The organism is Evansella halocellulosilytica, from assembly GCF_002335745.1.
Lineage (GTDB): Bacteria > Bacillota > Bacilli > Bacillales > Salisediminibacteriaceae > Bacillus_CA > Bacillus_CA halocellulosilytica.
Window position 1 is genome coordinate 4,367,706 of the sequence record NZ_NIST01000001.1, and the last position, 17,244, is coordinate 4,384,949.

The window sequence follows — 17,244 nt, forward strand, 5'->3', positions numbered from 1 at the left end:
AATATCATCGCAATTGAGTAGCATTTTCATACAGTCCATATAAATTCATACTTTTTTAGGAAAAAATACACATTTTTCTACTTGAAAATGTCGTTCCAATCTATTTTTCCCAGAAATGATCGTTCATTCTTTAAAACTTATTTTCCCACTTTATCCTAACATAACAGTATATACATGTATATATGCATGAATATCGAGACTTCTTACATATTCTCAACAGGAGATAGGCATTAAGTAGGAGGCTCACCCCAAAATCAGAGCAGCCTCCTTCTATTATACATACCCTTTTTCTTTTAACGAACAATACTTTTGATCGCCGATAATGACGTGATCTAACAGTTCAATGCCGATCATTCTGCCGCATTCTGTAAGCCTCTTCGTTACTTCGATATCTTCATGACTTGGGGTCGGCTCTCCGCTCGGGTGATTATGAAGACAAACAATGGAAGCTGCAGAATATCGAAATGCTTCTTTATATACTTCACGAGGGTGGACTATCGACGCATTCAAGCTGCCGATAAAAATCGTCTGCTTATGGATCACTTGGTTTTTCGTATTCAAATAAAGCGTAACAAAGTGCTCTTGAGTAAGGTGACGCATTTCTTCCATCATAAAGTCGGCCACATCTTCTGGGGATTTAATGACGTACCGATCTTCTGGAGGAAGCTGGCGAATTCTTTTTCCTAATTCAAGGGCAGCTTTCAATAAGACCGCCTTTGCTTCACCGATTCCCTTTATTTCCTGCAATTCTTTGACAGATCCTTCTTTTAGAAGTCGTAACCCATTAAAATGCTGCAACACACGTGCAGACAGTTGGATAACTGACTCATTCCTCGTTCCCGATCCTAATAAAAGTGCAATTAATTCTTGGTTTGACAGTGCTTGTGCACCTTCTCGAAGAAGTCTTTCCCTCGGTCTTTCGCTCTTAGGTACATCTCTAATCATCATCGACATGTTAACACCCATTCTCCTTTCGGTACTCCATGCTGCTTAAGCACTGAATGGATGAGCAATGATGAATATACTGTCTTAAGGCATACGTGTACTTATTAAATTGTTTTCTTTAAACGCACGAACGACCCTCGCAACAGGAAGGCCTACGACTGAAAAATAATCTCCTTCAATTTTTTCAACTAATGCCGCTCCAAGACCTTGAATTCCATAAGACCCTGCTTTATCAAATGGTTCACCACTTGCAATATACGCATCAATATCACTTTCACTCAATTCAAAGAAATAGACAGCAGTTTTTTCATAAAACGTTAGATGCTTTTCTTTACTGATGATTGCGACACCTGTCATGACTTCGTGTTTTTTACCTGATAATTGCTGGAGCATTTTTTTAGCATCTATGTTGTCCGTTGGCTTTCCTAACACGTTCCCATCAATGGTTACGACCGTGTCTGCACCTAATACAATTCGGTCCTGATGACGCGAAAAAACATCGGTTGCTTTTTGCAATGCTAAAGAGACGACTAGTTCTTCAGGAGATAATTTTGGGTCGAATTTCTCTTCAATCTGACTTTTTTCGATTGAAAATGGTAGTTGTACTTGCTCTAGTAGTTGTTTTCTTCGCGGTGATTGCGAGGCTAAAATGAAAGGTTTCATGCGGACCTCCTCCAACTTAATGAAGAAGAGGAGTTGTATTCATCATAGCAAATCCTCTCCTTTTAAACAATCGTTTTTTGTTATTTTTTGTAATGGTCTATATTCTCCAAATTTACAAGCTTATTTTTCGCCAAAAATTAATTCTTGCGCCGCGATTCCAGGATTAGTCATTTCTTTCGGATCTAGAATCTGTTCTAGCTCCTCACTAGTTAAAATCCCTCTTTCCTCACAAATCTCCCTTACTGGACGATTGGAAACAATCGCTTCTTTCGCAATTCTCGCTGCAGTTTCATAACCGATATGCGGATTGATTGCAGTAATGATGCCGACACTTTGTTCAACGAGTGCTTTACAATGTTCAATGTTTGCTGTAATCCCTTCAACTGCATATTCACGGAATACTTGGATACCATTTTGTAAAATCGTGAATGACTGAAGTAAATTAAACACAAGCACTGGCTCCATGACATTCAGTTCAAGCTGTCCTGCTTCTGAAGCTAAGCTGATCGTATGATCATTCCCAATCACTTGAAATGAAATTTGATTGACGACTTCACACATAACAGGGTTTACTTTTCCTGGCATGATTGATGAACCTGCTTGACGCGGTGGCAAATTAATTTCATTTAATCCCGTACGTGGACCTGAACTCATAAGTCGCAAATCATTCGCAATTTTAGACAGATTAATAGCTAATATTTTCATTGCGCTAGAAAGTTGTGTATAAGCGTCTGTGTTTTGTGTTGCATCCACGAGGTCTTCCGCACCATGGAATGGCATTTCGGTCACTTCACCTAAATATTCAGTCACTCTCTCTATATACTCCGGCATCGCATTTAATCCGGTTCCAACTGCCGTTGCCCCCATATTCACTTCATAAAGCTGGTCAACTGACCGTTGCACTCTTTTAAGATCGCGGCTCAATAAACGCCGGTATGAGCCGAATTCTTGCCCAAGACGAATGGGTACTGCATCTTGTAAATGTGTTCTTCCCATTTTAATTACTTCATCAAACTCACGCTCTTTTTTCCTCATTGTCTCAACTAATTCATTTAATGACTTAATAAGCCCTTTAGATAAGTTTAAACAAGCTATATGTATCGCAGTGGGAAATGTATCATTCGTCGATTGAGCCATGTTTACATGGGTGTTTGGACTTACGATCATATAGTCGCCTTTTTTACCACCTAATATTTCAATTGCCCTATTTGCAATGACTTCATTTGCATTCATATTAAAAGAAGTTCCTGCGCCACCTTGGATACTGTCGACGATAAAATGTTCATCGAGCTTTCCTTCAATAACATCATCTGCCGCTTCAACAATCGCATTCGCTATTCGCTCATTTAGTACGCCGACTTCAGCGTTCGCCTTTGCTGCAGCCTTTTTAACATACCCAAATGCTCGAATTAACTCCTTATGTGGCGGATACCCGGTAATAGGAAAGTTCTCTTTAGCACGAATTGTTTGAATTCCATAATAGGCTGTTGCTGACACTTCTCTTTCTCCCATTAAATCTTTTTCAATTCGAATATGATGCTTTTCTTCAGACATTCGATATTCGCTCCTTCTCCACTAAGTTCTAATGATAGTATAATCGTTTTTCATACGATAAAACACGCTGCCCGTTATTATTTTACGGAGAGAGGTCGGTTCTGTAAATGACTATTTTCGAGAATGCCTGAACGAAAACACTCTTCTCGGATTGAGACTTAGCAGAATTTTATAATTTACATCTCTTTTTCCTAAAATGTCTTTTATACAAGAGAAGCTCAGCATCTCGGCTCATGAATCCTTTATTCACTTTTCAGGGAATGTCACAACACCTATTTCGTGACCGTCAGGATCAGTCATATCGAAAAATGTCATCCCTTCAGCTGTATGAATGGCAGAGACATTTGCCCCTTTATCTTTCAAAGCTTCATACGTCGCATAGACATCTTCAGTATAAAAATTAAATAGTTGCCCAGGCAATTTCGGAATATCAGTTACTTGATAAAGAGTGAGCGCCGTTTGAATGACTTCCTCTTGTGGAAAGCGGAAGCCGACATATCGTCCGTCATCACTTCGAAATACCGGCTCAAGTCCAAAAAGGTTCTTATACCACTGTTCTGAATGTTTCAGATTACGAACTGGTAAAAAAACAGAATCAATTCTTTTAACTAGGCTCATCTTCTCCCCTCCTTTTCATACTCAATTTACCATTAAACGAAATTAATTGAAGTATTCTTACAATTAGCGTAAACATTTATGTTGTAATCGTTAGAACATGTCCATCAGGGTCAAGAATATGAAAGTAAATCGAATTTCCGCTCTTTTTCAGATGCTTTACTTCATAATTTAAATAACGGAAAGTCAAATAAGCTTCTTGGATCGCTTTAGGGTTTCCCGAGCGAAAAGCTTGTAAAAAATCACGAAATAAATAAGGCATTTCAATCGTTGGTATAAAATCTCGTCTCAATTGACGGTGTTTATGAGCAATATCCGTTTTTTCATGAAGAGCCCGCAATGTTTTCCTCGTCCTGTGCAATGTCGTATGAACATTGCTCTCTGATTCCTTAAGCATTTCTGCTGTTTCTTTACCGGTAAACAAATAAACATCGACTAATAATAAAATAACAAACGGCTTAGGAGGCAGTAGTTGTGCAAGTGCTTCAAATGTCTCAGCTAATTCTATATCTGTTGGTTTTTCAACTTGTAATCTATCAATAGACTCTATTGATTCATCTTTCTTTTTTCTGCAAATATCAATCCATGTCGTTCTCGCAATTTGATAGAAGTAAGCTTTTTTTAAAGGCCGTTCTGGTATTTTTTCGTATGCGATATAAGCTTTGACGATTACCTCTTGATATAAGTCTTCCCCAATCCATTTATCTTTCGTTAGTTGACAGCAAAATGCGAGTAGTTCGTTCTCAATTAATTTGATCATTCGATGAAAAGACTCCATTTGATCACCTATGTTTTTTTCTTAATATTCTATCATCGTCTCCCAAATAATAGAAGACTACATACTTATCTATTGCGACTTTAAAAAACATAAGAAAAAGGGCTGTCTCAAAAGCTATTTAATAAGAAAAGCGCTGGAGTCCCGACAGGATGAAGTCCGAACTTAGACTTCAAGTGGCGGGGCGAAGCGACCTCGAGCCGATGGCGCCTGAAGTCTAGACATCAATCGAGAGATTGATATTTTATAAATTCTTATATTTCGAGAAAAAACGAGCTGGAATTTACTAAACATTCGCAGCTCGCTTTTCTATCCGGTTTAACGATCATCATATGCCTCGAAAGAGCGACAGGCTGCGACTCTAGCGACTAGCATTTCCTTCTCGAAAGCTCCTGGATATTTCGAATCCTTTTAAATTATAAAACAAAAAGAAAGGGTATCATTAAAATACTTTTTAAACACACCTTTAAGATTCGTTCGTTGAATGTAAAGCTGTAATAAAGTTTTCATATAATAATATTGACTCCATGACAGTTGCTTGTAAATTTAAAGACCCTTCACGAGACAATTCCCCGTCAGCTACTTGATCAAATACAGCAGAACTTCGCTCATACCACTCCTCGGCTTTATCATAGTATTCGGAGCTTTCTTCTAGCTGTGTAAACGACTCCTCCCATTCTTGACCGGCGGCCACGAGAGAACTCAGTTCATCTTCTGGAACCCCACCATTTACAAATGCTTCTCCGCTTCTGTCAACCGTCTCTGTAATCCAGTTTACACCATTGCTCATAAAGGTTGTCCATTGATCAGATACGTCTAACCCATTGGCTACAACCGCATAAGGCTTCACATACGTATCAACACCGGCATCATTATAATATTGAGCAAATGTTGAGGCAGATTCACGATTATTCCCTACACCAATAAATAAAAAATGAGGGTCTGTATTTTCTGTAATTACACCTGGAACTCCTTGCTCATCAAGTATTCCCTTCATTTCGTCCCCTTTTTCTACAGATGAGAATGCACCCGCTTGAACGAGATGGACATCGACTGCCGGGACACCATTTTCAGCAACAGCCGTTTGCGTGTTCCCCTCTCCTTCTGCTACACTGCCATTTAGCGATTGCTCTGCTTCTGAGGCGACTTGTGTTGGTTCATTGCTCGTAAACAAATAAAGGAGCATCATACCGAAAGCTCCACCAACAACTACCGCCGAAATGACAGAAAGTAAGACCGTGTTTGAAAAGAAACTATATTGAAATGGTGAAGAATTGCGATTTCCTTTTTTACGATGCTTTGGCGGAAGCTTCGGACCTCGTTCACGCCTTCCATCATCCCAAAATGGAAGTGACAATTGGCGTTTCCGCTTACGTTTCTTGCCAAGATCAACAATTTTATTCTTTTTCGGCCGATCATTCGATGAATATAGTGTATCCCAATCATTTTGGAAATCTTCGCTTGTTGCTGCTACTTCGTCCTTTACTTGCTCTGAGAATTCCTTCTCTTTTCCGTTGAGACGGATCGATACGCTATTTTTCTTTTCCACTTCGACCTGACTCCTTCCTTTCATCATCCTCGTTGATACTATTCTATTAACGAGTGAAGAATGATAGAACGGATTTTTTTAAGAGAAAAGATCCAATTATCAACTTAGTCAGAAAATGGCTGATCACGCTCTTCCATCGTTGGATATTCAATCTTCGGCGCTTCATGCTCCAAATGTTCAATAGCTGGGAAATAATAGGAAGAGACGACAAGTTGGTAGAATAATGCATCTTCTCCGTCGATAATGATGTCCTCAGTTCGATCTTCTCTCGTAAAATACAATTCCTCAACATTCGTAATTCGAATGAGCGAATCAAGTTCCTCTATAAAGCGTGAAAGAGAATCATACGTGTTTACTTTTACAACGATATTTGCTTGTTGTTTATATAAATCAGCATCAATGACCTCACTATCGCTCACACCTTCATCACTCGTTTCTTCCACACTGTTATCTTCTTCAATTATATTTAGTGAAGCTGTTTCCGGTGCTTGATAGACCGGCAAATCATCGTTCATAACGAGCTCGACAATCCGGACATTTGCCAATTCTTCTGCACGATTAATATCTAGTAAAAACTGATCTGTCAGTGGAACAACAGGCAGCTTGTATTGCAGTTCTGTCGTTTGACCTTGCTGCTGCTCTCTTTCCTCTTCAAGTTTACGCTTTCTCTCAGCCAGTTGCTGAACAACTTGTTCCTCTTGAGCTACGTTTGAAATGGTATAATTCCGCTTATCAATTATCGGCGATAAATAAAATAAATACATAAGTGCAACGAAAAGGAGGAGAACAGCAGCTCCGATGCCCCCATAAAAAACGGTTCTACGATTCGTCGTCAACGTCCTCACCCTCCACCTCTTCGATATCGTCTTCCAATTCTCCTCCACTTTCATTGTGCGCCTTTATAGCATCAGGATTTAAAGTAATCGATAAATATGTTTTATAATGTGGCAAATATTCCTCTGTAAGTAGTGTCTCTTCTTCATCAATGGTGATTTCATCACCGAATAACGACTGAACGTTGACATCGTCTACGAACGGCGAATCCATAAGCTCAACATAATAATAAGAAAGGTCTTTCATTTCAATAAAAGCGATTTCTAGATCTAAATGAAACGGGGATCGGTAATCATATTCAATTAAATAACCTTGTTCAGGCATTCGGGTAACAACTTCGTGTAATACTTGAGAAGCTGGAACAACTTTATCTTCTAATTCTTTAATTAAGGAGATTAGCTTCGCTTCATCGGAATCATCCATTTCATCGATATCACCTTGCAACTGTGCCGATTTGATACGAAGCTCATCATATTGTTGTTCTAATTGTTCTGTTTCGCTCTCGACTAGCTTTGCATATACGGTAATAAGTAAAACAGACAATAGGCTTAACGTACTCACAATACTAATTAAGCGAATGATCGTCCGATCTTTTTTCTTCCTCTTAGGTAACAAGTTAATTTCGACTGGCATCATCACACCTCTTTTTTCAGCACTAGGCCAACTCCTTCATAAAAACGGGTCGGAATTTGTTCCTGATCTATTGTCATACACTCGAGGATTTCAACAGACTTCACAGGAATATCAAAACGTTTTTCACAGGATCCCTCAAATGTTCGAAGAAACGGATGGTCCCCTGTAAAAATAATGTTGTTTACACCTGCTTCTCCTTTTTGGTAAGTAAATCGATAAAAGTTTATCAGCTTCTCGATATCTTTTAAAATTTCCTCCCATGCTCCGTATACATCATTCTCGTCGCCGTTCCACTTATAAATGCTGACTGAAGCTTCTTCAGTTATCGTCCAACGTTCAGTTGATAATTCCCATTTTAAACTTCTCATCATTAATGGTACTTGATCATGAAAGATCGTTACATTCACTTGGGATCGATAACATTGCACGAGCATCATATGTTCATAGCGTTCCGATAAATCTGTTTCGAAATAGAGACGGAAGTAAGATAAAGGGGATAAATCCGCTACAACCGGTTTCGCTTTACATTCTTCCAATAAATTAGCAAAATAGGATACCGTATCTTCAGGGGCGGCAAATACTAATACTTCTCGCATCTTGCCAACTAATCCTAAATCATGAATATCCATTAACGGGTTTTCAAAAGGCAAATGTAATTTTTCACCTAGTTCAAAAAACAAGTGCCCAATTATCTCCTCTTCCTTTATTGACTCAGGAATTTGATGATGGCGAAGCACGACAACAGAATCAGGAATTGTGAAAAACACTTCTTCTCCTTTTATTTTCCAAGTGCTCATACACTCTTCAATTATTGTCCTTAACGTTTCATGTTCAACAATTTTGCCATTTTCAATGACTCCAATCGGTAGATAGCGCTCTTGAAAATCTATAATCGCATTTAACTCAGGGCGTTTTGCTCGAACATAACGAATGACATGGTCTTGAATGATCAAACTGTTCCGTGTATGTTTATTTCGTCGAAACATTTACAAAACCTACCTTTTCATATGTATATCGATAATAACTCATCACGTCGCTTTAATTACTCGGGACCTTCTCGCAGTCGGTGCTGAATGCGATGTCGTAATAACTCCGCCGTAATAGAGACACCTCAATTGATTGTCGAAACTAGAACAAAAAGAGCTGGAAGTAGTAAGTCAACAATTCTTCTCCATAAAAGTAAGCAATAAGACTTCCAGCAACTATCGAGGGACCGAACGGTAGTATTTTTTTTCGTCCCCACTTTTTAACTACCATTCCGATTAAACCAATGAAAGCACCAATAAAGGATGATAGAAAAATAGAGAGCAACGTGTTAGTTAAGCCGAGAACGAGTCCGATGACAGCGTATAATTTAATATCACCGCCCCCCATTCCTCCCTTTGAGACAACTGCAATTAGAAAGAGCAGACCAAAACCAACTAAACTGCCAGCTAGTGCATCCCAAAACGGTTCAAGTGGAGCAATTGTGAATCGAAGAATAATTATAGGAACGATAAAAGTGAGTAACACTTTATCTAAAATAAGGTACGACGTTAAGTCACTCACCGTAATAATCATTAACAACGATACGAATAAAAGTGCGATAATCAATTCCGATGAAAAGCCAAAATGTAAGTAAGCTATTACAAATAAGACTCCTGTTAACAGTTCAATACACGGATATATTAGTGAGATTTTTGTTCCACATGTATTGCATTTCGCTCTTAAAAATATGTATGAAAAAACCGGAATTAATTCGATTGGATGTAATGTTCGTTTGCATACCGAACAATACGAACGCGGGCGAACGATTGATTGTCTTTTTGGCATTCGTATTCCGACAACGTTATAAAATGAACCTAATGTCATTCCAATAAAAAAAATATATATGTATATAACTACTTCCATTTACATCCATCCCGCCTGCTCATATGAGATCTATATTCATTAGATTGATATGATGATAGATCTTCTAAATTTTAGGAACCTATCTTATATTATAGAAGTTTTTACGTGCATAATAAACCGAAACATGAGGTAATTTGAGGAATATTTAGGAAAATCTCGTTTTTTTGTATGTGAGGATGATTTAAGTTTTTGATCGCAACATAGTGAAGCAGTTTCGTTCATCTGTTCTCCATTTGATGGGTATTTAATTCTGCATCACTTTTTGTCGGATTTTGCGCTCATAAAAGATTCTTGAATGGACGAAAAAAAGAGGTTGTCCCAAGTTTTAACTTTGTGAACAGCCCTTCTTTTTTATCTAATTCGAAATCGCTATAGGCGGACGCTTCCACTCCAGGACACAAGTGCGACATCTACTCGTACTGCACTTCGTTTGCATTCGTAGTGTCTTCTTTGTAGCGGGCAATACCTCAACTTCCTAGGTGTCACACGGTGTGCACCAAGAGGATTTTTGCTTCTTCCTCTGCAAGTGTAATCGAAGAAAAGTATGCGTCGAAGCAGCTAGCAGAGAATTTCAACGAAGAATCGCTCGTTGCTCCTGTGCCACTTTGTTTGCTCGTCGCAGAAAAACAGTGCTCCTGTGCCACTTTGTTTGCTCGTCGCAGAAAAACAGTGCTCCTGTGCCACTTTGTTTGCTCGTCGCAGAAAAACAGTGTTCCTGTGCCACTTTGTTTGCTCGTCGCAGAAAAACAGTGCTCCTGTGCCACTTTGTTTGCTCGTCGCAAGAGATGACTATTGCTTTTCCCGCTTGACTCTCTTTCGAGTACATAATTATAATTATAGAAAAACGAGCTAAGATTATGTTTCAGCTCGTTTCATTATTCGTAAACAGAGGGGGAAATACTTGACGGTGCTTTTCTGCTGCTTCAGAAAATGAAGTCCCGACTCGAATATCCTCTTCTACTTTTACTAATGTTTGTTTTAACAATTTGTTTTTCGTTTGTTCACCTAATAAATGAATACTATCAACAAGTGAGATGCCTGCTTTCAGTAATGTTGAAAACTGACGGAGGAAGATGACAAGTTCTTTTGATTTCACACGTTGAAATAACGAAATTTCTTTATATAGGATGCCTTCAAGTAAAGTGATCTCCAAAATGGCAACCCCTTTTTTCTTCAATGCTTCACGTGCTTCTCTCTCAGAATTAGATTTGATTTTACCACTCTCAATCATACCTTCACGGTTTCGACCTTCATATTGATAGATTGCCATATTCAATTCACTCACTTATATAATAGGATGCAGTTTCATTTGAAATTTCTCCAGCTTTTAACATGTTATTGATCGACATCTCCATCGTGTGCATGCCTTGTGACTTGCTCGTTTGCATAACACTCGGTATTTGATAAATTTTTTCGTTACGAATTAAGTTTTTCACAGCAGCTGTATTCAACAATATTTCCGTCGCTGCTATACGTCCTGTTCCATCCGCTGTTCGTAATAGCCGCTGTGAGACAACAGACGTAAGAACGGATGCAACTTGAATACGGATTTGTCCTTGCTGCTCTGCAGGGAAGACATCAATAATCCGATCAATCGTTGCTGGTGCGTCTGTCGTATGCAATGTTCCAAGTACAAGGTGCCCAGTTTCAGCAGCAGTAATCGCTGTGCTAATTGTCTCGAGATCCCTCATCTCTCCAACTAGGATGACATCTGGATCTTGACGAAGAGAGGATCTCAGTGCATTCGCAAAGCTTTGAGTATCAAACCCAATTTCACGTTGGTCAATGACGGACTCATGATGTTTATGTAAATATTCAATTGGGTCCTCGAGTGTGATAATATGTCGCTTCATCGTTTGATTCATAAAATCGATCATTGAAGCTAGCGTTGTTGACTTACCTGAACCGGTCGGTCCTGTAACTAAAACGAGTCCTTGAGGCTTTGCAGCAATTTCTTTTAGAGAAGCGGGCATCTTCAATTCTTCTAAAGTAGGGATTGACGTCGGAACGACTCGAATGGCAATGCTAACACAGGAACGTTGAAAGTATGTATTGACTCGAAACCTGGACAACCTTGGAATGCCATAGGAAAAATCCAGCTCCCCTTTTTTCTCGAACTTGCTCCATAACGTTTGGGGAATAATTGCCTTTGCCATCCCTTCTGTATCAGCAGGCTTTAAAAACGTTTCTCCGTATTTTAACAGTTCACCATTTACTCGGAATACAGGAGGGACTCCTACAGTTATGTGGATATCTGAAGCACCCATTTCAAAAGCTGTATGTAATAATTCATTAAGCCTTTCTTTCATCGTCAACCTCCTATGAAAAGCATATTAATCTTCTGCTGCAACTCTAAACACTTCTTCAATTGTCGTCATACCTTTTTTCGCTTTAAACAATCCATCATCAAGTAAAAAAATCATATCTTTTTCTAATGCGTAAGTTCGAATTAAGGATGAAGATTCTTTATTTAAGACCATTTTTCTAATCATGTCATCGATGACAAGTACCTCCTGGATCGCCATTCTCCCTTTATATCCTGTTTCATTACAGTTAATGCAACCTTGTCCACGATAGAGAACATCGCAGTCAAAGCCACGTTTTATATACCATTCTTTTTCTGTTTTTGTTGGTTCATAAGCTTGTTTACACGCAGGACAAATTTTTCTAACTAGCCTTTGGGCTACGATACCTGTTAATGATGACATGACGAGAAATGGTTCTATTCCCATATCTATAAGGCGAGGGATCGTTGCAATTGAACTATTTGTATGTAATGTGCTGAATACAAGATGTCCAGTTAGTGAAGCACGAACCGCAATTTCTGCGGTATCGCGATCACGGATTTCCCCGACCATGACTACATTCGGGTCTTGACGGAGCATGGAGCGCAGTCCCTCTGCAAATGTAAGCCCGATTTTCGGATTCACTTGTACTTGATTAACTCCTTCAATTTGATACTCGACAGGATCTTCAATTGTAATGATGTTCACTTTATCATTATTTAAATGGTTCAGCGCAGCATATAATGTCGATGTTTTACCTGATCCAGTCGGCCCTGTAATCAGAACCATTCCAGATGTTTTTATTAAAAGTTTTTTAAAGTTTTCTTGATTGAATTTATTAAAATCAAGCTGATCAATTTTAGTCATTACTTGACTTAAATCTAGAACACGAACAACAATTTTTTCTCCAAAGACTGTCGGCATTGTAGAAATTCTTAAATCTACTTGGCGATCATTGAATGATACTTTTACTCTCCCACCTTGCGGCATTCTCGTTTCAGTAATGTTTAAGTTTGCCATAATTTTAATTCGTGCGGTTAAAGCATTTTGAAAATGTTTCGGAAGAGCTTGGTCCGTTTTTAACACCCCATCAACCCGGTATCTGACTACCATTTTTTTCTCTTGAGGATCAATATGAATATCGCTTGCTTTTTGCTGCAACGCTGACACAAAAAGCTGATTTACGATTCTCACAACCGGTGCATCTTCAGAATCATCTAAAAGATCGCTACCGCTTAACGTCTCTTCATCTATATCCTCAACTGAAAACTCCTTCATAGATGGTTCCAAATCGTAATATTTGTAAATGGCTTGCTGAATATCTTGTTTCGTCGCAATCGCAATATCAATATCAAAGCCAGTCGTCATGCGCAGATCATCAATGGCAACGTAATCCATCGGATCAGCCATTGCAACTTGCAGCTTTTCTCCTGTACGTTTCATTGGAAAAACGAGATTCCGCCTTGCAAACTCTTTTGGAACAATTGATGTCAATTGACTGTCAATAGGATGACGGTTTAAAGTAACGTGAGGAATACCAAGCTGAAACTCAAGCACTTCGATTAACTGTTTTTCTGTAATATATCCGCGCTCTAACAGCGCATCCCCTAGCTTCTGATCTTGCAGTTTATTCTTTACGGTTTCTTCAACTTGCTCTTTTGTTAACAATTCAGCTCCTACGAGAAGATCACCGAGCCGTCTACTTTTTTTCATGCCGCCCCTCCTTCTTCAATCGTTCATTAATATCCTTTAATTGGGTTCCCATCGTCATCTATAGGCTTAAACGGGTCACGTTTATCACTCGTTGAATCAGCCCCATTGTTTGCTCGATCACCTTCATTTTTATTAGTATCGCGATTTCCTGATCCCTCCAACTCTTCTGTGCGATGATTTGAACTTGAGTCATCAATAAGATCTTCATCCGAATTTGAATGATTTTCTCCATTTGAGAGTTCACTCTCATCTTCACCCCCATTAAAATACTCTTCCAGAACATCTTCCAACGTAGGTTTTTCTTCCAGGTCGTCTTCGGATGATTCTTCGTCTTCATCCCTATGTTGATCCTGTATACGATGTATTTCTAACCGGTGCTGTGGGGCATAAAAATCTTCTGCCATCACTTTCTCATATTCGAGTTCACCGTCAATGCTGATAATCGACCTTATCGTCTTCGCATGATAGCCCGCTTCACCAGCTTCAATCACTTGCTGACTTCCTTCTGACACGTCGCTAGCATAGCGAATCTTCGTTTTCGGTTCAATCTGTGCTAATTGTTCAACTACAACATTAATTTCATATGGGAACATATTACCGACTAGTTCTACCATCAATTCTCCTTGCTCATTCATCAAAAAATGAAGCTCATATTCATAATCATTCGGGTTAAAAAATACGAGGTCACAACTATCTAAATCAATAAATGCATCGTAACCAAGAGGAATATTGTCATACAGTTTGTGACGCTGATGCCGTTCGATTAAATCGAAATTGGATTGTAAAAGAACTTCATAAATAGCAGAACTTAAAACTTGCAAACTTTCACCATTTACAGCTTCGATGTTATGCTCTTCCAGCATCGTCAAGAAGGAAAAAGATTCATCTTGGTGTATCGTAACAACTTTCAGCTTTTCGACTATAGACTCAAGCATTGGTGAAGCTAGACCAGGTCTAACTGCGGATGCTATTACAGCTTCATTAGGTATGATTGTCTCCTCTAAATAAGGATGAAGGGAAAATTGAACCGTTCCATTAGGCAATGTTGTCAGTTCGTTTTTCATGTTTTCTGTAAAACTCGTTAAATCAACATATTGCTCCAAGTTTTCATAAAACGGAAACTCGGATACGATTTGAGCAATATCTCGTTCAGCGACATCGATTAAAACCGCTTGCTCAAAGTTGTTTTCGTTTAGTAACTCATTTATCAATTCTTCCAATCGAACGTGAACAACATTGGAAGGCACTTCATATGTATAGTCAAACCAGCGAATTTGAATATCAATATCGTTTTTCCATACTTCAAGCTCCTCTTCAACTGCATTTATCGCTTCACTTTTGGTCATTTCCGATATATCGACAGATGCTAAATATGTTTCACGGTCAAACCGCTCTTCCTTCCACCAAACTTCATACATGAGTGAGCCAGTATATGTAAATAACGATAAAAATATCGCACTGCCTAACATGACTAAAAAAACCGCAGCAAACCATTGTCTCGTTCCCACTAGTTTCTCTCCCCCTCACTGACAACTTCTCACTGTTCTTCTAATTGTTCAAACAGCTTCTTCCTGCGCTTTAAAAAAACTTCTTTATTGTCAGACTGTATCGCACCCTCTTCCAGTTCATCTAGGTTTAAAACCTTTCGATTTTGAAGCACTTCATCAATTTCCGAGAAACCATCTTTTTTATGAATCGGTCTGTCGTTATGGTCTAATAAATGTTTTCTCTCAATACCGTCGTAAATGGATTCAATATCTGCTTCTTCAATCGTATTTTCATGATCCGATGTATCATGATCCAACATCCTGTTTTGAGGATCGTTCTTTCCTTCTGAAGCATCTATATGAATCTTCTCTGTACGCATCGATTTTTCCTCGTTTTGTTGTGTAAAGTCATTGCCGCGCTGCTGTTCGGTTTCAAAAAGACGTTCATATCGTAGAGGATTGTCAATTTCAACCTGTTGATTATCTCGCTTACCTTCGTTCATACCGTGTATCATAGCATCAATACTCTCTTGATTTAATGAGCCCGTTTGTTTAACAAGAGAAGTTGATATTGTCGATTTTAGTTCGGTTTCTTTTTGAAAAGGGGGTATCCTCCGCTCAGTAAGGAACTTTTCATCTTGTTCGTGTTCATAACCAGCTTGATCTTGTTCAGGCTCCTGTAAATTCACCTTAGTTGTAACGACATAGGAGAAGGTAAGCAGCAATAAAAGCAGTGAAGCTAAGGCGACCTCCCAGCCATATACCAGGTAAATGCTGTATGCGCCTACAGTTGATAGAGAAGCTAGAGTGATTAATAAGAAAATAACTTTCCGTTGAAAAATTGATGGAAGTGCCATCAGTAATGGAATTAATATCAACGTACCTATTAACAAAAAGAGGAAATCCATTCCTATTCACCTACTTCGGTATTTTCACTGGTTTTTAAATGGAAGGAAAATCTTGTATGTACAAAATCTGTAAAATTGCTTTTACTATTATTTTATACTACGTATATACCAATTGAAAGTCTTTGTGAAAACTAACGATCTCTTCTTTGTACAAATTGTTCAAATAAGCAAATATGTTTCACCTGTCATCAATCGATTATTCCAATCGTACTACACGACTTGATTTTCACTGAATCTGATCGAGAGATTGAAATTTTATACTTTCTTACTTATAACCTGAATCCGTGATAACCGTGTTGATATGCCATACATCTACTCGCTTTCCGGCGGCGACTCCAGTGGGAAAAGCAACGACTGAAGACCCCGCAATGAGTGTGTTTTATGCGAATGAGGAGACTGAAGCGTTGCCCACGGAAAGCGTCCGCCAGTAACGAATTCGAGTATTACCGCAACTAACCAAAAGATAAAGAGTCTTTAGCAAATACTCAGAAATGACTTATTTCGTCACGGATTCAGGTTAATCGAGTAGGAGGGGGTGACTAACCCCCGACCTCTCACACCACCGTGCGTACCGTTCGGTACACGGCGGTTTCATTTAAGTCCAACGTAACGATTGATATCTCAAAAGTAGACTTTTAAGCCCTTGATTATTCCAATATCGGTTATCAAGGGCTCTATCTAATATAGGACTTTTAGCTATACGCCAGTATCCTAGTCTAGAATTAGCCCACTCCCATGCCTGTTGTTCATTGATTCCTTGCTTCCTAAGATTCTTTTGTTTCGTTTTAATCTTCTTCCACTCTTTCCATCGAATCATCCTCAACCTTCTTCGAAGCCAACCATCAATCCTTTTAAAGACTGAGGTAGTTTCGGCTAGTTGATAATAGCCCATCCAACCGATCAGATAGCGGTTGATTTTCTCTATCCTATCCCCCATAGAAATTGACCATTTCCTCGAGGTGAGTTTTCGTATTCTCAGTTTAAAACGTTGAATACTTTGCTTGGATACTCTAATTTTCGGTTGTTTAATGTTGTTGGTGAAAGTGAAGCCTAGGAATGTTCTTCTCCATGGTCGGTCTACTGCACTCTTCTCTTTGTTCACCTTCAGTTTGAGTTTCTTCTCAATATCCGTTGTAATACTTTCCATTATCCGTTCACCTGCTCTTCTAGAGCGGACGTAGATATTACAATCGTCGGCATAGCGTACGAAGGCAAGACCTCTTTCCTCCAGTTCCTTGTCAAGTTCGTCTAGAACAATGTTAGACAGGAGGGGACTAAGCGGTCCTCCTTGCGGAGTCCCTTCAGTATTAGGACTGACAAGGCCTTTCTCCATCACACCAGATTGAAGATACCTACGTATCAACCTAAGTAGTATGGGGTCATCCACTCGATA

16 protein-coding genes are annotated in these 17,244 nt (G+C 39.0%); all 16 read right to left on the bottom strand.

What is annotated here, in order from left to right:
- Positions 1-273: 273 nt before the first annotated feature.
- Positions 274-966 carry a RadC family protein gene (gene radC / locus CD001_RS20785; RefSeq protein WP_306454087.1) on the bottom strand — a complete coding sequence of 231 codons (693 nt, stop codon included), beginning with the start codon at positions 964-966 and terminating at the stop codon, positions 274-276.
- Between the two features lie 63 nt (positions 967-1,029).
- Complete coding sequence (locus tag CD001_RS20790; protein WP_096189535.1) at positions 1,030-1,608, bottom strand: Maf family protein; 579 nt, start codon at positions 1,606-1,608, stop codon at positions 1,030-1,032.
- Between the two features lie 120 nt (positions 1,609-1,728).
- Positions 1,729-3,162, bottom strand: a complete 1,434-nt coding sequence (gene aspA / locus CD001_RS20795) for an aspartate ammonia-lyase (protein ID WP_096189536.1) — start codon at positions 3,160-3,162, stop codon at positions 1,729-1,731.
- A 246-nt stretch (positions 3,163-3,408) separates the two neighbouring features.
- Positions 3,409-3,780 (bottom strand): VOC family protein, encoded by a 372-nt coding sequence (locus tag CD001_RS20800; protein WP_096189538.1) that lies wholly within the window; start codon positions 3,778-3,780, stop codon positions 3,409-3,411.
- Between the two features lie 76 nt (positions 3,781-3,856).
- A complete protein-coding gene (locus CD001_RS20805) occupies positions 3,857-4,537 on the bottom strand; it encodes an RNA polymerase sigma factor (RefSeq protein ID WP_179298840.1) in 681 nt (226 codons plus the stop codon).
- Positions 4,538-5,018: 481 nt separating this feature from the next.
- Positions 5,019-6,101, bottom strand: coding sequence for a hypothetical protein (locus tag CD001_RS20810; RefSeq protein ID WP_096189541.1), 1,083 nt, complete (start codon positions 6,099-6,101; stop codon positions 5,019-5,021).
- A gap of 104 nt (positions 6,102-6,205) precedes the next feature.
- Complete coding sequence (locus CD001_RS20815) at positions 6,206-6,937, bottom strand: hypothetical protein (RefSeq protein ID WP_096189542.1); 732 nt, start codon at positions 6,935-6,937, stop codon at positions 6,206-6,208.
- Positions 6,921-7,571, bottom strand: coding sequence for a hypothetical protein (locus CD001_RS20820; RefSeq protein WP_218839262.1), 651 nt, complete (start codon positions 7,569-7,571; stop codon positions 6,921-6,923). Before CD001_RS20820 ends, CD001_RS20815 begins: the two co-directional genes overlap by 17 nt.
- Complete coding sequence (pilM, locus tag CD001_RS20825) at positions 7,571-8,554, bottom strand: type IV pilus biogenesis protein PilM (protein WP_096189544.1); 984 nt, start codon at positions 8,552-8,554, stop codon at positions 7,571-7,573. Before pilM ends, CD001_RS20820 begins: the two co-directional genes overlap by 1 nt.
- Positions 8,555-8,696: 142 nt before the next feature.
- Complete coding sequence (locus CD001_RS20830; protein WP_096189546.1) at positions 8,697-9,458, bottom strand: prepilin peptidase; 762 nt, start codon at positions 9,456-9,458, stop codon at positions 8,697-8,699.
- Positions 9,459-10,320: 862 nt separating this feature from the next.
- Complete coding sequence (locus tag CD001_RS20835; protein WP_142303623.1) at positions 10,321-10,728, bottom strand: type II secretion system F family protein; 408 nt, start codon at positions 10,726-10,728, stop codon at positions 10,321-10,323.
- Between the two features lie 7 nt (positions 10,729-10,735).
- Positions 10,736-11,767 carry a type IV pilus twitching motility protein PilT gene (locus tag CD001_RS20840; protein WP_096189549.1) on the bottom strand — a complete coding sequence of 344 codons (1,032 nt, stop codon included), beginning with the start codon at positions 11,765-11,767 and terminating at the stop codon, positions 10,736-10,738.
- A gap of 24 nt (positions 11,768-11,791) precedes the next feature.
- Positions 11,792-13,456 (bottom strand): GspE/PulE family protein, encoded by a 1,665-nt coding sequence (locus CD001_RS20845; protein ID WP_096189550.1) that lies wholly within the window; start codon positions 13,454-13,456, stop codon positions 11,792-11,794.
- Positions 13,457-13,482: 26 nt separating this feature from the next.
- Positions 13,483-14,964 carry a VanW family protein gene (locus tag CD001_RS20850; RefSeq protein WP_096189551.1) on the bottom strand — a complete coding sequence of 494 codons (1,482 nt, stop codon included), beginning with the start codon at positions 14,962-14,964 and terminating at the stop codon, positions 13,483-13,485.
- Positions 14,965-14,993: 29 nt separating this feature from the next.
- Positions 14,994-15,851 carry a hypothetical protein gene (locus CD001_RS20855; RefSeq protein WP_096189553.1) on the bottom strand — a complete coding sequence of 286 codons (858 nt, stop codon included), beginning with the start codon at positions 15,849-15,851 and terminating at the stop codon, positions 14,994-14,996.
- Positions 15,852-16,446: 595 nt separating this feature from the next.
- Positions 16,447-17,244: group II intron maturase-specific domain-containing protein (locus CD001_RS20860; RefSeq protein WP_257009886.1), on the bottom strand; the 798-nt coding region annotated here is incomplete at its 5' end.

Excerpts from the sequence above, each read along its gene's own strand:
- radC (WP_306454087.1), bottom strand. The coding sequence starts at position 966 with ATGGGTGTTAACATGTCGATGATGATTAGAGATGTACCTAAGAGCGAA.
- CD001_RS20790 (WP_096189535.1), bottom strand. The coding sequence starts at position 1,608 with ATGAAACCTTTCATTTTAGCCTCGCAATCACCGCGAAGAAAACAACTA.
- aspA (WP_096189536.1), bottom strand. The coding sequence starts at position 3,162 with ATGTCTGAAGAAAAGCATCATATTCGAATTGAAAAAGATTTAATGGGA.
- CD001_RS20800 (WP_096189538.1), bottom strand. The coding sequence starts at position 3,780 with ATGAGCCTAGTTAAAAGAATTGATTCTGTTTTTTTACCAGTTCGTAAT.
- CD001_RS20805 (WP_179298840.1), bottom strand. The coding sequence starts at position 4,537 with ATGATCAAATTAATTGAGAACGAACTACTCGCATTTTGCTGTCAACTA.
- CD001_RS20820 (WP_218839262.1), bottom strand. The coding sequence starts at position 7,571 with ATGATGCCAGTCGAAATTAACTTGTTACCTAAGAGGAAGAAAAAAGAT.
- pilM (WP_096189544.1), bottom strand. The coding sequence starts at position 8,554 with ATGTTTCGACGAAATAAACATACACGGAACAGTTTGATCATTCAAGAC.
- CD001_RS20830 (WP_096189546.1), bottom strand. The coding sequence starts at position 9,458 with ATGGAAGTAGTTATATACATATATATTTTTTTTATTGGAATGACATTA.
- CD001_RS20835 (WP_142303623.1), bottom strand. The coding sequence starts at position 10,728 with ATGGCAATCTATCAATATGAAGGTCGAAACCGTGAAGGTATGATTGAG.
- CD001_RS20840 (WP_096189549.1), bottom strand. The coding sequence starts at position 11,767 with ATGAAAGAAAGGCTTAATGAATTATTACATACAGCTTTTGAAATGGGT.
- CD001_RS20845 (WP_096189550.1), bottom strand. The coding sequence starts at position 13,456 with ATGAAAAAAAGTAGACGGCTCGGTGATCTTCTCGTAGGAGCTGAATTG.
- CD001_RS20855 (WP_096189553.1), bottom strand. The coding sequence starts at position 15,851 with ATGGATTTCCTCTTTTTGTTAATAGGTACGTTGATATTAATTCCATTA.